The sequence below is a fragment of the Photorhabdus machadonis genome, assembly GCF_052657765.1.
The window spans coordinates 530,986-547,428 of record NZ_CP199761.1; the positions used below are offsets into that span (position 1 = coordinate 530,986).

Sequence of the window (16,443 nt, forward strand, 5' to 3'; positions counted from 1 at the left end):
CAATAACGCTGAATAGAATGGTGCTGAGTCCTATAAAATTAATGGCTATCATTAAAGCTAGCCATAAAAATAAGATATTAGAATAGCTGGTTAATTTCATGAATTAAAGAGTAGGGAAATGTATAATTTATGATATTTAATAATGTTATTGTGTAAATATTATCAAGAGATAATGTAAGTAATTAATAGTTTGTTTTAGTGAAAATATAATATTAAATTTATTGTGTAAAGATAATGTCCAGAAATTATTTCTGGATATATTGTTTAATTGGAACATGAATAAAGTTAATTTTTTTATGTATTTTATCAATTAAGATCATTTGTCTTCATTATTAACTGTTTATTTTTCTATATATAGTTATTTTTCGCTGAAAAAGTTAGTTATATATATTTAATATATTCAGGATTGGTATTGTTATTAGTTGGTAATTAATTATATTAATGTCTTAATGATATGATTTATATTTGAAATTAAATTATTCATGGGGTGTAAAATAATTATTCCAGCAAATAATTTGGAAAATAAGATATGTTTCTTGATTTATCGAGGGCCTGTTACTAAGAAAGTATAAGGGGCTTTTTATTAGTTAATAATAAATTTAAAAACCATCAATAGCCCAAAGAGGTAGATATGAACAATAATATTGCAGATAATAGTTTTAACGTGGCTGGCAATTTTCTCTGTAATTATAAGGTTTATCAGGGAGATAGTAATAGCAGGGTTATTGTATTGTTACCGGCTATTGGTGTGGAAATCAGGAAATATGAAACGCTGATACAACAACTGGTAAAAGAGGGTTTTCAGGTTGTGACTGCTGATATGCCAGGTTATGGAGACAACCAACCTAAACCCTGCCGGAAGAATGATTATAACTATTCCGATCTACTGCGGGATTATCTTCCGGCAATGTTGGACAAAGCTGTCCAATTAAATAGCAAGGAAATTCCTATTGTTTTTGGTCACAGCCTTGGAGGGCATATTGCGACGCTTTTTGCCTGCTCAACTGACCGGCCTTTTTCTCTGTTTTGTGTGGCAACCGGGAGCGTGTGGTATAAGAATTGGCAGGGAATGGGGAGGATACAGATGATAAAGGCTGCTGTTATTTTTAACATTTTGACTGCGTTATATGGTTATCTCCCTGGGAAAAAGATTGGTTTTGGTATAAGAGAAGCTAAGGGGTTGATGCGTGATTGGTCTAGGACTGTCTGGACAGGGGATTATGGTCATGTCAGTGCTTATAAGGGTAAAAGGAATAAGAATTTATCCAAAGCAGTTTATATTTGTTTCAAAGAAGATAATTGGGCACCGTTAAAATCCACTCAATCATTAGCAAGTCTTATACCTCACGCAAAAGTGAGTGAAATAACCTTGGGTCTCAAAGGGAATCCTCATAGTGTCTGGATTAAACAGCCAGAAGACATTATTGCAATCATGAAGAGAGAAATGGTGGAGAATAGAAATGATTAATACATTGAAAATTCTGCGTTGGGAATTTCTGGGGTTGTTTTTCATCAGTTTATTTCTGACCTGGCAGCTTGAGAGTTATATCAATTGGTGGCAATTTATTGTGTTATTTTTTCTGATTGATATTATCGGCTATTACCCCGGGCGGATCTGGAGCTTGCTGAATAAGAAAGAGGTTCCTCCACCTGTTTTTTATATTGTTTATAATACTTGCCACAATTTATTCACGCTTAGTATGATTACTTTGCTCTGGCTCTGGTTATTTCAGGATAATTACAGTGTTATTGCGTTATTTGTCCATATTTGCTTGGATCGGGGCGTACTGGGAAATTTTCCTAAATTATCTATTAATGTATTTAAGCAGCCAACTGTTCATTAAAATGAAACATTATATACCCGTTATCTTTCAAGTTGTCTCTTTGTTGGCTGCGCTCACTCACCCCGGTCACATAGTTATCTATGCTCTCGGGGATTCGCTCCCTTGCCGCCGCGATGCATCTTGAAATCCATAGGGTATAGAGAGACTCCATCTAAATAGGAGCTTATATCATGAGTTTAATTAAACAGGCATCGGAAATAGAAATGCAGGCAAAGGATTGGGGATTGGGTGAATGGTTTACTGAACAGGTAGCGGTTGAAAAAAGACAAAAAACCAATTATGCCAATGATCCTAAACTAGCCTATTTACCGGGTGATTTGCGGGAGTCTCTGATCAGGGAGCTTTCTTTCAAATCGATTTCAGAATATGAAGCGACTAAAGCATTGCTGCTGCTTGCAGATAAGGCACCTGACAATATCAACTTTGATTATATGCTGACCCAGATATTTGACGAAGGTAGACATGCCAAATTATTCAGGGAACATCTGGTTAGAATAGGTTTCGCGGATATCGACAATGTAGCCGGAAAAATGGAAAGCCTCTTACGGGGAAAAATGACCCATATGCTGGAGACATTGAGAACCTATTTTGACAAGTGGGTGGTATTGAAAAATGACTATATCGCCGGTGTGCTGATCATTACTGTTGTTCTGGAAGGTGTGCTGGCACCAACTTCAGAACTCAGCGAGATCAAATGGCGTCCTTTTGATATTGCTGCCGCTGAGACTCAGGCCAGAGCTAACGCCGATGAATTAAGGCATCTGACTGTGTGTGCAAACATTGTCAAAATGGCGCTCGAAAATGACAGCTCGCTAAAGCAACCGGCTCTTGAGTGTATAGAAGAAGGATTGGCGTTATGGAATCAGGTCTCTGTTGATGACCTGTTTGTGGAGCGCGAAATGTTCTATCAACGGGGTATGCAGAGCAATTTGCGCTTTATTGAAGGCTATGAGTTGGTGCCTGGGATGTTGTTGTCCGATTCTACAGTGGAATCTCGCCTTGAGCTGTCTCATTCTCTGGTGGAGCAGATGCAACAATCCCGCCTTGAGTACATGGGCTTAGTGTAGATATCAGGCTTATTCAGTGGGTTGTTTGAATAAGCAAAGGAGAGTTGAAAATGACAGATATTGTTGAAGATCTCAGGAAAAATAGCGGGAAATATCAGCATTTGACGCCTGATAGGTTGAAAAGATTGTTGCTGAATTCTGGGGCCGCTTCACAATGCCTACGTTTGGTGGCTCAATCCAGCCCCGAGGGGCTGGATCAGGTGGGTAAGACTGTTCGTGAAGTCTCTTCATGGCTTCCCTCTGTCGGTATTGCCTTAACCATGCATAATCATATTGTACTGGCTTGCAGTAAGTTTCCCGATATATTCGAAGATAACAACACATTATTGAATGAAGTGATGGCGTCAAAAGCGTTGGTTGCTTCTGCTTTTGCAGAAGGATTGCCTGGAGCGAATATTTTTATGCCATCACTTAAAATGCATTCTAAAGGAGGAAAACTATTTGTTAATGGTTCGAAGAAACCCTGTTCTCTGTCTTCGATTGCTGATTATTACGTATTATCGGTCTGCGACACAGATAATGACAATGAAATGAGAGTCGCGTTGGTTTCTAAATCGGTGCAGAGTATTAAGGTTATTCCTTTCTGGCGACTGGGGATTTTTACTGAAAGCGATAATCAAGAAGTGAAATTTTTGGATACTGAAGTTTCCTCAGAACGTCTTTCTCATTATAAGGGGATTGAGCAGCAAACAATTCTTTCCTACGGTTTATCACTATTTAATTATTTTGCCGCTAATACTTACTCTGGCGTTTTGGATGGGCTTGCTCGTTTTATTCCTGAGAAAGTCGCAGAACAGCAGTCGATTAAATACACCCTGACCCAAGCTGATTATAAGATTAATGTTATTCTTGATCAGATGCTGATGATAGCTTTTTATGCTAGTCAGGATGAAAATGCCGTCTATAAGATCCTCGCGTTACGTTATACCTTGGAAAAGATCCTTGAAGAGACCGCCAATTTCATCTTCCGATGTTGCGGTGGGATTAAGGTGATGACAACACCAGAAATTATGAGTTTCTATTCCGTTATACAGTTATTCAAATTTCATCCTATGGGGGAATTTCAGATGATTAACCAAATAATGCAGCAAGATTAATGGCTTTTTAGATCACCTATTTATAACTCAAGAATTTTCCCATGCTGTTTACAGCATGACTTTGTGCACCTAAAAAAAAGAGAGAGAGAACTATGTTTGTTAATCAATATCGTGAGAGTTTATTAAACTCTGTGGGCCTTGAACTGGATATTAAGTCTGCTGAAAATAACCGGCTAACATTATCGGATGGCCGGGTTGTTAAAGACTTTTTGGCTCAATATGGTGCATTACCATTTGGGCATAATCCTGATTTCGCTATCACCGAAGTCAGCAAGTTCATTGAAAATAAAGAACCTATCTTTTTTCAGCCCAATATTCACAAAAAGGTACGGTTATTGGCTGAAATGCTGGCAGAGCAAATAGATAAGGAAAAATATACCCACTGTACTTTTACTAACAGTGGTGCTGAGACGGTAGAAGCGGCGATTAAGTTTGCACGCTTGGTAACGGGCAGAAAAAGTATTTTAAGTTTGAATCGCAGTTTCCACGGTAAAACCTACTCGGCATTATCCGCTACAGGCTCAAATCGGTTTAAAGCTGATTTCATTTACGATGATAAGCTGTATGAACATGTTGATAGCGAAAACTTGGATGAAATAAAAACAAAGCTGGAAAGTCGGGAATTTGCCGCATTTATCATTGAGCCGGTACAGGGAGAAGGTGGAATGAAAGTGATTCCATCGGATACGCTCTCCAGTATTTTGCAACTGTGTAAGGCTAATGGCACGTTATCAGTATTTGATGAAGTTCAGACTGGCATTGGCAGATTGGGGGCATTCTGTGCGGCCACGCTTTACTCCCTGAAACCGGATGTGATCCTGTTTTCTAAGGCGTTGGGTGCGGGTATCTCGCCTATTGGTGCAATGTTGTATTCAGATGAACTTTATGTTTCCGAGTTCGACAAGAAACACAGCTCCACGTTTGCCAATAATGTTCTGGCAGCGACGATGGGGATTGCGGTCATCCAGCATCTGACGAAAGATGATGGTAAGGCGTTAATGCATGTTCAGGAAGTCAGCAGTTATGTTGATCAATGTCTTGAACAATTGTCTGCTAAATACCCGGCGCTTTTTTACTGGCAAGGTGCCGGCTTGATGCGTGGTCTTGAAATACAGGACAGTAAAGCTGTTTCCAACATATTTATCAATTTTAGCCAACGAAGCGGTGGTCTGGCTTACATTATTTGTAGTTTCTTATTGAAACACTATGGCATTTTCACCATGCCATTAATGTCCCGTCCTTGTTCTGTACGTTTTGAACCGCCGCTTAACATTGCCAAAGAAGATATTAAGGCATTTTTCATGGCTTTTGACGAGGTCTGTAAACTGGTCCAGAATGGGCGATATGACATTCTGTTTTCACACTTGATAGACCTATCTGTTGCGGATCTCCCGCCACCGTCGGTCAGTTATCCAATCTCAAGAAACAGCCATGTTGCTCAGATTAAAGCGCCTGTACCGCAATTGATTGAGGGGAAGAAATTCGCTTTCCTGATTCATACGACTTCGGTCAATGAGCTTGCGCATTCCTATTGTCTGTCAATAAAGGAGAATTACACACCGGAGCAACAGAAACAGCTCGGTAACTGGATCACGGAAGTTTCCGCGATTGATTTCAATCCTGATATCGCGGTTGAGTTTGGCGTCGAAAGTCCAACGGCATATGCTAACGGTATGCTTCTTTTCTCACCTATCAGTCCCGAAGATATGATGGCATTGTCGGTAAGAGAACGGACGGTGTTAATGAAGGAATATCTTGATATAGCAGAGAAAAATGGTGCTGAAATAGTCGGATTAGGCGCTTATACATCGGTGATTACTGATGGGGGTAACAGCGTGGTGAATAATCGGCAGGGCCGGATAGTGACTAACGGCAACTCTCTGACGGCGATGGCGGTGGTTGAGGGGATTCGCTCAATGTTGGCTGAAAATGGGTCCCAGCAAACGTTGGCGGTAGTGGGTGCCAGAGGTTCTGTCGGCCGGCTTTCCGTTACTGGTTTAGCCCATAACTTTGGCCGGATTATTCTGGTTAGCCGCCCGAATAAAGCACGCATTTTGCTTTCTGAACTGACTAAGGCACTTCTCTCCACGGTGTTAAAAACTCACGATATTATCCAACCGGATTCTGTCATGGATAAGATGAGAAAATGGATTTTTAAACAAAATCCCGGTGTTACCGATGCCCGTGTATTGCATCAGCAAGCCCTTGAGGTTATTGACACCTTTGGTTTGGAAGCGATAGAGAGTTATGAACAATCTTTGAGTCAGGCTGACTTTATCGTCTCAGCAACCAGTGAAGGCAAGCCTTTCTTGAATACGCATTACTTGAAAGATTCCGCCATTGTTTTTGATGCGGCCAGACCATTCGATTTCATTCGTGATGGTAACCATCACGTTTATGAAGGTGGTTTGGTCTATCAGCCTGAGAAAGTCACTTACAGCGATTGCAATTTGATCGATGTTCCAGCGGGGGTCAATTTGGCTTGCTTGTCGGAAACTATTGCTGTGGCGCTTGAGCAGGTAAGTGTTCATCAAAGCATCGGTAAGTCTATTGATTACAATGACGCATTGGCTATCCGGGATATCGCAAGGAAACATGGGTTTATCCCGGTCCAGTATGCTCCGAAGAATCAAGGTGAACGTTATGAGTATGTTGCCTGATGTTCCCCAGGTTATTACCACCCGGAACGCTCATGATGTTCTTGACAACAGTCATCTTAGAAAGGTGCTCTGCTATGCAAAGCACCCGTTGAGTAGCCTGTTGTTCAATAGTGAAACACAGTGGTTTACGAATCAGAAGGGAGCGATTGGTTTCTTCCAAGACAAAAACTTGCATATGTGTGTTGGTGGTATCTTGGCACCTGACGAGGAACGCGCGGCACTTTTGCAGTTATTTCTCAATTTCATCAGAGAAAAACGGGCTTTCCCAGTTTTTCTGCACGGTGATGAGAGTGACTTTGTGTTGTTGAAGAACAATGGCTTTTCTGTGAACCAGCTTGGGGCCAGTTATTCACTGAACCTTAATGGATATAGCATGACAGGCAAGCGGTTTCAGCAGCTTAGAAATAAAATCAGCAAATCCAGAAGGGCAGGAATTTCTGTTCGTGAGATAAGCTCGCCAGAGGAATATTATCGGCTGAAACCACAACTAGAACAGATTAATCAGCTTTGGTTGAAAGAAAAACATGCTAAGGCCCTGAAAAAACTGGTGATTGATTTCAACACCGTAGAAGTGAATTCAGGTGAGCACAGAGTCTATATTGCAACTCGGGGAGAACAGATTCAGGCATATATCGTCTATAGTTACACTTGGGGGGAGACATCGGGGTGGTTTCATAATCTATCCCGAAAGAAACCGGACATACCCGACGGCACTATGCAGTTTATTAATGAAACCGCGATTAATGACTTCCTGGAAGAGGGGACAGTTTCCTACCTTCATTTAGGTTTCACCCCATTGGTGGAGTTTGGTGAGGAGAGGAACTTCAATGATTCGGCAATCTTTCATAAAGTTGCCAAATGGTTGTCATCAAAAGGCGGCATTGTTTATCCTGCCGCTTCGCAACGTCAATATAAAATGAGCTGGCGGCCGTCGTTAATTGAACCGGAATATATCGCTTTCCCCAAGGGAAAGGCCATGAAAGCATTATGGTCAACATTGCGGACGACCAATAGTATTTGATGTTATAAGAAGTTTTCTTTTAATGTTGGGTAACAGGTGATCAATGAGGGGGCTAAAATACCGAGCTGATCACCTGTCATGGTTAATGGTTATTTTTATATTGGTCTATTTTCTATGATGAAATTATTTTCACTGAGCGTATATATCTAAAGTTATTTTTCTCTTCATAAGTTATTGTTACCTTATTTTTTTGCTGAAATGAAGATAGTAACGTGTTATATATTATGGATAAACCAATATTCATGTTCACGTCCAGATTCCAATCTAAATAAAATTTAGATTGTTGGTCATTATTTTGTTTAACTTTAATTTCTGTATTATTGGGATAGGGGTTTCCTGTTCCTGATTCTAACGATAATATTATTCCTGTGGCGTTTTTATATGGGGGAGTTAATTCTATATTTTCTTTCATTTTTTATTCCTGTTTTTAACTTGTTTTTTATGATGTATAAGGTAATTTTAATTTATCTTAGTAGGAGGAGGGTTCCAATGTTAAATATTGAAATAAGGAAGAGTTATTTTATTTTTGGAATGTAAATTTATAAGAGATCAATATAAATGTAATAATAATATTATCTTGTGTTTTATTATCAGCTGTTGGGTGATAGGATAAATGGAAAAATTAACATAAAATAACCAAGTAAATCATCTTGTTTTTTCTCACTTAAAATTGACTTGAATTATTACCGACCCACTTTAGACGATATTTATTGATTTTTTAACATAATATGCCCCCTCAGTCTTTTGGCTGAGAGGGATATCAAGGTCTACGAAACTATATTCACTCACTCAAATAAACACTGATGAAGCGTTTGAACAATGTGCTCTGCATCGTTGCCTTGGACAAGCAGGCATAGGTTATGGTTGCTGGCACCGTGACTGATCATACGGAGATTGAATCTTTCCAGCGCACTAAAAACCTGTTTTCCTAATCCACTGGTTTGAGAAAGTTGATTACCAATAATCGCTACCAGTGCCAAATCTTCTTCCACATCAACCCTGCACAGCGTTGAAAGCTCAGTCATCAGTGCATTGGTCAGCAAATTGCCATTTGTGCTGGTGGAACCGGTAGTGTCAAGTGTTAATGCCACATTCACCTCAGACGTCGTGATCAGATCCACAGAGATGTTATGACGTGACAGGATGGTAAATATTTCAGCCAAAAATCCCTGTGCGTGTAGCATTTTCAGACTGTGCAATGTCAGTAATGTTTGTTGCCGGCGCAGGGTGATAGCCCGGAACCGGGGTGGTGTTTCTATCGTATCGCAAACCAGCGTACCGCCGGCCTGGGGATTTTTACTGGAGCCAACAAATACCGGAATACCACAGCGAATAGCCGGTAACAGTGTTGCCGGGTGCAGGATTTTAGCGCCAAATGTTGCCATTTCCGCCGCTTCATCAAAGGCAATTTTATCAATTCGTTGAGCCGCTGAAACCGTCCGCGGATCTGTGGTGTAAATTCCTGGGACATCTGTCCAGATATCAACACGTTTCAGATTCAGGGTTTCCCCCAACAGTGCCGCAGTATAGTCACTGCCACCACGTCCCAGCGTGGTGGTACGGCCTTTCTCTTCACGACCAATGAAACCTTGAGTGACAATCAGGGTATTTTTCAGATGAGGTAAGAGATGTTTAGTTGCGAGTATTCGAAGCTGTGTGTTGTTTGGTTCTGCACGACCAAAATGATCATCGGTACGCATAATTTTGCGAATATCAAACCATTCGGCATTGGTACCACGCTGGCGAAGCAACTCGGTAAACAGCAGCGTGGACATCAGCTCTCCGTGGCTGACTAATTCATCTGTCAGTTCATCCGACGTTGCCAGCGATGCAGTTTCAGAAAGTGCTTTAATATTTTCCAGCAGACGGTTGATTTCCCGGTGAATAGCATCAGATATGTGCAAACGATCAGCAATCGTATATTGAATGGTGTGGATCTGTTTCAGATAGTCAGCCCGTTTATCTGCATCGCAGCCTTCCGCCAGTGCGATTAATAGGTTAGTCATACCCGCAGAAGCAGACAACACAACAACACGTACTTCTTTATTTGCCAGTACGATATCTGCACTGTTATTCATGGCATCGAAATTTGCCACGCTGGTACCACCAAATTTTGCGACGACATACCCGCCAGTTTCCGGGAATAGGGATGAAACAGAACTCATTGCGATAACCTTAATGTTGACTGGATAGTCTTTTAGAAATATCGGGTTAACCGGTTTGAGTCAACGTAGTGAGGGGTTATATCAATATCTTTCATGATGATAGGAGAATCATAAAAGATATTGAGGATGGTAGAGAAGAATAACTATTTTTTATGCACCTTAGCAAATAGAGCTAGAAAAACTTCATTGTTTTGACCAATATCAGCGATTAAAGGAAGGGAGGCTCCAATCATAGAATTACAGGTTACAATCTTTCTTTACCTCCAATTATTTACAGTCAGTTGATAGAGAGCATAGCCATGAAAAATATCAATCCTAGTCAAACCTCAGCCTGGAAAGCATTAGAACAACATTTTACGCAGATAAAGGATATTCACATACGTGAGTTGTTTGGACAGGACAAAGAGCGTTTTGCTAAGTTCTCCGTAACGTTTGATGACCAGATCCTGATGGATTTTTCAAAAAACCGCATCACAACCGAGACATTGGAAAAGTTACAGGTGCTGGCGAAAGAGACAGATGTTGCCGGCGCTATTCGTAGCATGTTCTCCGGTGAGAAAATTAACCGTACGGAAGAGCGCGCTGTACTGCATATTGCTTTGCGTAACCGTAGCAATGCCCCGATTATTGTTGATGGGGAAGATGTTATGCAACAGGTCAACGCTGTGCTGGCAAAAATGAAAAATTTCAGTGAGCGGGTGATTAACGGTGAGTGGAAAGGTTATACCGGTAAGGTGATGACTGATGTTGTGAATATCGGCATCGGTGGCTCAGATCTCGGCCCTTATATGGTGACCGAAGCGCTGAAACCTTATAAAAATCATCTGAATATGCATTTTGTTTCTAATGTTGATGGGACTCATATCGCGGAGACCCTGAACACGCTTAACCCGGAAACAACGTTGTTCCTGATTGCTTCCAAGACGTTTACTACTCAGGAAACAATGACCAATGCTCACTCTGCCCGTGATTGGTTTCTGAAAACTGCTGGTGATGAAGCACATGTTGCGAAGCATTTTGCCGCGCTCTCCACCAATGAGCAAGACGTTAAGAAATTCGGTATTGATACCCAAAATATGTTTGAATTCTGGAATTGGGTAGGGGGCCGTTATTCATTATGGTCAGCGATTGGTTTGTCTATTGCGCTCTCTATTGGGTTTGATAATTTTGAACAACTGCTCAGTGGTGCACACGCAATGGATAGGCATTTTGCCCATACCCAGTTTGAGCAGAATATCCCCGTATTACTGGCGCTGATTGGCATCTGGTACAACAATTTCTTTGGCGCGGAAACAGAAGCGATTCTGCCATATGATCAATACATGCATCGTTTTGCAGCATACTTTCAGCAGGGCAATATGGAATCCAACGGTAAATATATTGACCGCAATGGTCATCCGGTGGATTACCAAACCGGTCCGATCATCTGGGGAGAGCCTGGAACCAATGGTCAGCACGCTTTCTATCAACTTATTCATCAGGGCACTAAACTGATCCCTTGCGATTTTATTGCTCCGGCGATCAGCCATAACCCATTGAGTGACCATCACAACAAATTGTTATCCAACTTCTTCGCTCAGACAGAAGCGTTGGCATTTGGTAAAACCCGTGGACAAGTGGATGCTGAATTTGCCGCCAGTGGTAAAACTGCGGTTGAAGTCGGGCATGTTGCACCATTTAAAGTGTTTGAAGGAAACCGTCCGACGAATTCCATTTTGTTGCGTGAAATTACTCCATTCAGTTTGGGGGCGTTGATTGCCATGTATGAGCACAAAATATTTGTACAAGGGGTGATTCTCAACATCTTCACCTTTGACCAATGGGGAGTTGAGCTGGGTAAGCAACTGGCTAATCGTATTTTGCCAGAACTCGAGAATGGTGAAGAGGTTGCCGATCACGATAGCTCGACAAATGGGTTGATTAACCGCTTTAAAGCATGGCGTTAATCACTTGTTCTGAATCAGGGAGTTAAATTTATATGAGCGAATTGTGTTGATCGTAATTCGCTCATTTTTGGCAAGTATTATTGACAGAATTTGTCATAACTTTTTATTCTGTATACCTACAACGTGGTATCCTCAGTGCCCATCAATTGTACGACCGGATAAAAGAAATTTGTCCTAATGGAAACTCGCATGTTAACTGACTCGATCTTAACGACGGTGCCTATTCAGTGGGTTTCGGTGGATTCATCCGGCTTGCCTGATGAGATTTCAGACTGGCTGATGGAGTTGGGGTCAATGACCCGCCGTTTTGAACAATACTGTGACCATGTTCATGTTGTACCATTCAGAGAGTCTTTTATCACAGTGGAAGAACTTTCCGATGAAAGTGAGCATTTGCTAACTTGTCAGAGGTACTGGCTGCGAGAAGTCGTATTATATGGTGATAATATCCCCTGGTTATTGGGAAGAACGTTAATTCCTGAAGCAACATTAACCGGCCCTGATGAAAGTCTGGTTGATTTAGGAACAGTCCCGCTTGGGCGATATCTTTTTAGTAGCAATAAATTAACACGGGATTATATTCATGTAGGGCAACAGGGGAAACGCTGGGCAAGGCGATCATTGCTGAGATTATCAAGCAAGCCATTATTATTAACGGAAGTCTTCTTGCCTGAATCACCTGTATACAAAAAATAAAATTTAAACAAGGGGGAAACAGAAGTGGCGGGAAGTATGGCGCAAAGTAAATGGCAGGCCTATTGCCGTTTAGTGCGTATTGACAGACCCATAGGTTCGTTATTGTTGTTATGGCCGACATTTTGGGCTTTATGGATTGCCGGGAAAGGTATTCCGGATATGCACATATTGTGGGTCTTTACTGCCGGTGTGTTTCTGATGCGTGCAGCAGGGTGTGTGATTAATGATTTTGCTGACAGAAAATTTGATGGTTATGTCGAACGCACAAAAGCACGTCCCCTGCCCAGTGGTGCTATCAGTGAGAAAGAGAGTAAGATCCTGTTTGTTGTACTGGCGCTGATTTCTTTCGGGTTGGTTCTGGCGCTGAATAAGATGGCTATCTGGTTGTCAGTCGCTGGGTTAGCTTTGGCTTGGTTTTATCCCTTTGTTAAACGGTTCAGTCATCTTCCTCAGTTTGTATTGGGCGCGGCTTATGGCTGGTCTATCCCAATGGGATTCGCTGCGGTTAGTGAGTCCTTACCACTAGAATGCTGGCTATTGTTTCTGGTTAATATCTTGTGGTCGGTTATTTATGATACACAGTATGCCATGGTCGATCGTAACGATGATCTGAAAATTGGTGTTAAGTCTACTGCTATTCTGTTTGGTCGTTTCGATAAGCTGATTATTGGGTTACTGCAACTTGCTATGTTGCTGGTTTTACTGCTGGTGGGTTATATGATGAATCTGGGTGGCATCTATTATTGGTCATTGTTGCTTGCCGGTGCCTTATTTATTTATCAGCAGAAACTGATTGCAGGTCGGGAAAGAGAGCTTTGCTTCCAAGCATTCCTCAATAATAACTATGTTGGTGTGGTATTATTTTTGGGTATCTTCTTCAGTTACGTTTGATATATGGGGTGATAATGGGGAAAACCCATTATCACCCGGATGTTAAAAATTATGCTTCTTGAGTTGTCTCTTCTGCATCGTTGTGTTCAGCTGGCAAACTGACACTCTCGATAGTCAGACGGATTTCAGGTGACATCAGTTCACTCAATACCTGATACAGCTCCTGAGTATTTGCTGTAATCACATCACCACGATCACTGATATATCCTTCTTCACGCAGTGTATTTACCGATGTGGTGAATACCGCCTTATCGAAGAATTCAGGTGCGTTAATGCCATGTAATACCGACAGACGTTGTGCCAACATACGGCTCTCTTTTTCCAGCGCACCCCGGCTGATTTCCGGGTTGGCATTCAGTAAAGAGAGGGTGATGGCATAACGTTGCAGGGTTTCGCGGACACCGGCTGCCAGCAATTGCAATGGGCGAATACGTGCTGGATTCAATACCAGCATACCTTGTTCTTTGTTACAGATAAGGCTCTGGCGAGTAAGCTCATTAACCAGGATATTAACCACTTCTCGCAGATCTGCTTTGTTGTAACGTATAAACAGTTCTGCTTTGAGCAGAGGATAAATGATTTCTACCTGGCTGAGTAACGCTTCACGGCTGATACGGCGATGATCAATAACGATGCAGGCAATCAATGATGGCAGTACCAATAAATGCTGGATATTGTTGCGGTAGTAGGTCATCAGAACCGCACGCTCACGCGGCAGGATAATGATGTCGCCCATACTGTCTTTGTCTACCTCGAACTTATCCATTTGCAGAGCGTGCTCTAACAACTCTTCTGCGGTTTTCTTTGGCACAGTAACATCGGTTGTATAAGGCGCGTTGTGCATGAGTTGTATATAACAATCCAGTTGCTCAAGCAGTTGCTCGCGAGTAAGCGCTCGCTGACGTGATGACAGTAGGGCGGTTGAACACAGGTTGATTGCGTTAGCAGCTGCGGCATTGTTGATGTTCACCATAATTTTCCCGGCCAGCTTACTGACTGTTGGGTTAACCCATTCAGGACGGTGAAACTCTATTGGATCAATAGAATCACGCCAGTCAGGAACATGGTGATTAAGATATTGGATCAACGGGATAGGTTCACCAAAGTTTACATAGCCTTGCCCCAGATTACGAAGCTTACGCAAACCGCGTATCATCTGGAAAAAGCTCTCTTTCTCTTTGGTTGCTCCCCGCAGCTCTTTGGCATAGGTGGCAACTTCCATCACATGTTCGTAACCGATATAAATTGGCACGATAGTGATTGGGCGTGATTCACCTCTCAACATTGCTTGTAACGTCATGGTCAGTGTACCCGTTTTGGGATCGAGCAAACGACCTGTCCGGGAACGACCACCTTCCATAAAGTATTCAACAGAATAGCCGCGTGCAAATAACTCACCCAGATATTCACGGAATATCGTGGCATAGAGTTTATTACCTTTAAAAGTGCGGCGGATAAAAAATGCACCAAGGCGGCGGAATATCGGCCCTGCTGGCCAGAAATTCAGGTTGATGCCTGCGGCGATATGGGGCGGTACCAAACCCTGATGATAAATCACATAGGAGAGCAGCAGATAATCCATATGACTACGGTGGCAGGGCGCATAAACCAGTTCGTGACCATCCTGTGCCAGACGACGAATGCGTTCAGCATTGTGGACATTGATCCCCTGATACAGACGGTTCCAGGTCCAACCAAGTACACGATCTGACAGCCGTACTGTTTCATAAGAGAAATTCGCTGCAATCTCTTCCATCATGTTAACGGCATTCTGCTGCGCTTTCTCATGGGCGATTTTCTTGCTGCGGGCCTCATCAATAACGGCCTTTTCTATTGCTTTTGAAGCCAGTAGCTTGTTAAACAGCTCCTGACGAACAGGCAGACGCGGACCCACTGCCGCCAGGCGTTGGCGTGAATAGTGCATTCGTGCCACGCGAGCCAGCTTGTGAGCAATTGTCTTGTCTGTGCCATGCTCCGTTGCCATATAACGCAGAGATACTGTGTTTGAAAAACGCACAAAACTGTCCCGGCCCAGCCAGAGAATGGCGAAGAATTTCTGGATACCATTAAGTAGCCGTAGATGTGGGGTGCTGTGTCCTTCACGTCCGGGTGAGCGACCAAACATGACAGAAACTGGCAGCATTTGAATATCCAAGTTTGGATTATTACGGTGCAGATCCAGATACGCATGGAAAATTTTTACGGATTCCTGCTTTGGTGCGCAATAGCGGAATACGCGTGGGCCATTATCGATAAATACATAGCCCGGAAGCTCAGTATCACCTATCTCCAGTGAGTTTAAAGGGTCTGGCAGATCCTGCTCAAGACATTGCTGACGTAATGTCAGTAAGTCTGCTTTGGAGTGATACGGCAATACGTACAGAATAGGGCGTGTCGTATCGAGCCGTAATTCGGTAATGGGATCTGTAGGAATAAGTTTGCTCTTTACCAGTATTTTTAGTGGTAAATTCAATAATTTATAATATATTTTACGCCAACCTGACATAAATAAACTTGAAGCCTCTTGTTAGCAATACGTCGCAAGCATACCAGAAACAGGTGTTGAGATCTGTTATGTTAAGACGATATAAAAGTTAAAAGTGGCAAATAACCTTACATTTGGTATGAATAATTTATGGCAAATCAATCCAAGGGACTGACCCGTATCATCAAAGCAACCGGATATTCGATGAAAGGTCTCAGGGCTGCGTGGCAAAATGAAGCGGCTTTCCGGCAGGAAATAATTGTGGCGATATTAGCGGTGATTGTTGCATTTTATCTGAATATCAGCGCAATTGAACGCATTTTACTGATTGGTTCAGTAATGTTGGTGGTGATTGTAGAGATTCTGAACAGTGCTATTGAAGCTGTTGTTGATCGTATTGGCAGTGAATTCCATGAGTTGTCCGGCCGGGCGAAAGATATGGGATCGGCGGCGGTCTTTCTGACGATGCTGCTGTCGTTAATTGTCTGGAGTACCGTTCTCTGGCGCTATTTTGTGACCTGATTTAGTTTAATAATGCGTCATTATACTATAATGGGCTGATTTTCTACCC

Annotated in this window: 13 protein-coding genes; 10 read left to right on the plus strand and 3 right to left on the minus strand. The window is 42.2% G+C overall.

Features of this window, described 5'->3' with window-relative positions:
- The first annotated feature begins 631 nt into the window (after positions 1-631).
- The 6 genes from ACUN2T_RS02585 (at position 632) to ACUN2T_RS02610 (ending at position 7,689) form a co-directional block, all read left to right on the plus strand.
- On the plus strand, positions 632-1,468 hold the full coding sequence (locus ACUN2T_RS02585) for an alpha/beta fold hydrolase (RefSeq protein WP_445496097.1): 837 nt from the start codon (positions 632-634) through the stop codon (positions 1,466-1,468).
- Positions 1,461-1,844, plus strand: coding sequence for a hypothetical protein (locus tag ACUN2T_RS02590; RefSeq protein WP_445496098.1), 384 nt, complete (start codon positions 1,461-1,463; stop codon positions 1,842-1,844). Before ACUN2T_RS02585 ends, ACUN2T_RS02590 begins: the two co-directional genes overlap by 8 nt.
- 170 nt (positions 1,845-2,014) lie before the next feature.
- Positions 2,015-2,911: a hypothetical protein gene (locus ACUN2T_RS02595; protein ID WP_445496099.1), complete on the plus strand. Its 897-nt coding sequence runs from the start codon at positions 2,015-2,017 to the stop codon at positions 2,909-2,911.
- A 50-nt stretch (positions 2,912-2,961) separates the two neighbouring features.
- Entirely contained in the window at positions 2,962-4,008 is a 1,047-nt protein-coding gene (locus ACUN2T_RS02600) for an acyl-CoA dehydrogenase (RefSeq protein ID WP_445496101.1), read from the plus strand.
- A 92-nt stretch (positions 4,009-4,100) separates the two neighbouring features.
- Positions 4,101-6,668, plus strand: a complete 2,568-nt coding sequence (locus ACUN2T_RS02605; protein ID WP_445496103.1) for an aminotransferase class III-fold pyridoxal phosphate-dependent enzyme — start codon at positions 4,101-4,103, stop codon at positions 6,666-6,668.
- Complete coding sequence (locus ACUN2T_RS02610; protein ID WP_445496104.1) at positions 6,652-7,689, plus strand: bifunctional lysylphosphatidylglycerol flippase/synthetase MprF; 1,038 nt, start codon at positions 6,652-6,654, stop codon at positions 7,687-7,689. Before ACUN2T_RS02605 ends, ACUN2T_RS02610 begins: the two co-directional genes overlap by 17 nt.
- A gap of 112 nt (positions 7,690-7,801) precedes the next feature.
- Here ACUN2T_RS02610 and ACUN2T_RS02615 read toward each other — a convergent pair whose 3' ends face one another.
- Together ACUN2T_RS02615 and lysC are read right to left on the minus strand one after the other, a co-directional pair.
- Positions 7,802-8,101 (minus strand): hypothetical protein, encoded by a 300-nt coding sequence (locus ACUN2T_RS02615; protein WP_445496105.1) that lies wholly within the window; start codon positions 8,099-8,101, stop codon positions 7,802-7,804.
- 373 nt (positions 8,102-8,474) lie between these two features.
- A complete protein-coding gene (gene lysC / locus ACUN2T_RS02620; RefSeq protein WP_445496106.1) occupies positions 8,475-9,854 on the minus strand; it encodes a lysine-sensitive aspartokinase 3 in 1,380 nt (459 codons plus the stop codon).
- A gap of 299 nt (positions 9,855-10,153) precedes the next feature.
- On the opposite strand from lysC, the gene pgi reads away from it, so the two are divergent.
- The 3 genes from pgi (at position 10,154) to ubiA (ending at position 13,387) form a co-directional block, all read left to right on the plus strand.
- A complete protein-coding gene (pgi, locus tag ACUN2T_RS02625) occupies positions 10,154-11,800 on the plus strand; it encodes a glucose-6-phosphate isomerase (protein WP_445496107.1) in 1,647 nt (548 codons plus the stop codon).
- 189 nt (positions 11,801-11,989) lie between these two features.
- Complete coding sequence (gene ubiC, locus ACUN2T_RS02630; RefSeq protein ID WP_445496108.1) at positions 11,990-12,496, plus strand: chorismate lyase; 507 nt, start codon at positions 11,990-11,992, stop codon at positions 12,494-12,496.
- 36 nt (positions 12,497-12,532) lie between these two features.
- On the plus strand, positions 12,533-13,387 hold the full coding sequence (ubiA, locus tag ACUN2T_RS02635) for a 4-hydroxybenzoate octaprenyltransferase (protein ID WP_445496109.1): 855 nt from the start codon (positions 12,533-12,535) through the stop codon (positions 13,385-13,387).
- Between the two features lie 49 nt (positions 13,388-13,436).
- On the opposite strand, the gene plsB is transcribed toward ubiA, so the two are convergent.
- Entirely contained in the window at positions 13,437-15,893 is a 2,457-nt protein-coding gene (gene plsB, locus ACUN2T_RS02640; RefSeq protein ID WP_445496110.1) for a glycerol-3-phosphate 1-O-acyltransferase PlsB, read from the minus strand.
- 129 nt (positions 15,894-16,022) lie between these two features.
- Here plsB and ACUN2T_RS02645 point away from each other — a divergent pair, with 129 nt between their 5' ends.
- A complete protein-coding gene (locus ACUN2T_RS02645) occupies positions 16,023-16,394 on the plus strand; it encodes a diacylglycerol kinase (RefSeq protein ID WP_445496111.1) in 372 nt (123 codons plus the stop codon).
- Positions 16,395-16,443: the final 49 nt, after the last annotated feature.

Excerpts from the sequence above, each read along its gene's own strand:
- pgi (WP_445496107.1), top strand. The coding sequence starts at position 10,154 with ATGAAAAATATCAATCCTAGTCAAACCTCAGCCTGGAAAGCATTAGAA.
- ubiC (WP_445496108.1), top strand. The coding sequence starts at position 11,990 with ATGTTAACTGACTCGATCTTAACGACGGTGCCTATTCAGTGGGTTTCG.
- ubiA (WP_445496109.1), top strand. The coding sequence starts at position 12,533 with ATGGCGCAAAGTAAATGGCAGGCCTATTGCCGTTTAGTGCGTATTGAC.
- plsB (WP_445496110.1), bottom strand. The coding sequence starts at position 15,893 with ATGTCAGGTTGGCGTAAAATATATTATAAATTATTGAATTTACCACTA.
- ACUN2T_RS02605 (WP_445496103.1), top strand. The coding sequence starts at position 4,101 with ATGTTTGTTAATCAATATCGTGAGAGTTTATTAAACTCTGTGGGCCTT.
- ACUN2T_RS02590 (WP_445496098.1), top strand. The coding sequence starts at position 1,461 with ATGATTAATACATTGAAAATTCTGCGTTGGGAATTTCTGGGGTTGTTT.
- ACUN2T_RS02615 (WP_445496105.1), bottom strand. The coding sequence starts at position 8,101 with ATGAAAGAAAATATAGAATTAACTCCCCCATATAAAAACGCCACAGGA.
- ACUN2T_RS02610 (WP_445496104.1), top strand. The coding sequence starts at position 6,652 with ATGAGTATGTTGCCTGATGTTCCCCAGGTTATTACCACCCGGAACGCT.
- lysC (WP_445496106.1), bottom strand. The coding sequence starts at position 9,854 with ATGAGTTCTGTTTCATCCCTATTCCCGGAAACTGGCGGGTATGTCGTC.
- ACUN2T_RS02645 (WP_445496111.1), top strand. The coding sequence starts at position 16,023 with ATGGCAAATCAATCCAAGGGACTGACCCGTATCATCAAAGCAACCGGA.
- ACUN2T_RS02585 (WP_445496097.1), top strand. The coding sequence starts at position 632 with ATGAACAATAATATTGCAGATAATAGTTTTAACGTGGCTGGCAATTTT.
- ACUN2T_RS02595 (WP_445496099.1), top strand. The coding sequence starts at position 2,015 with ATGAGTTTAATTAAACAGGCATCGGAAATAGAAATGCAGGCAAAGGAT.
- ACUN2T_RS02600 (WP_445496101.1), top strand. The coding sequence starts at position 2,962 with ATGACAGATATTGTTGAAGATCTCAGGAAAAATAGCGGGAAATATCAG.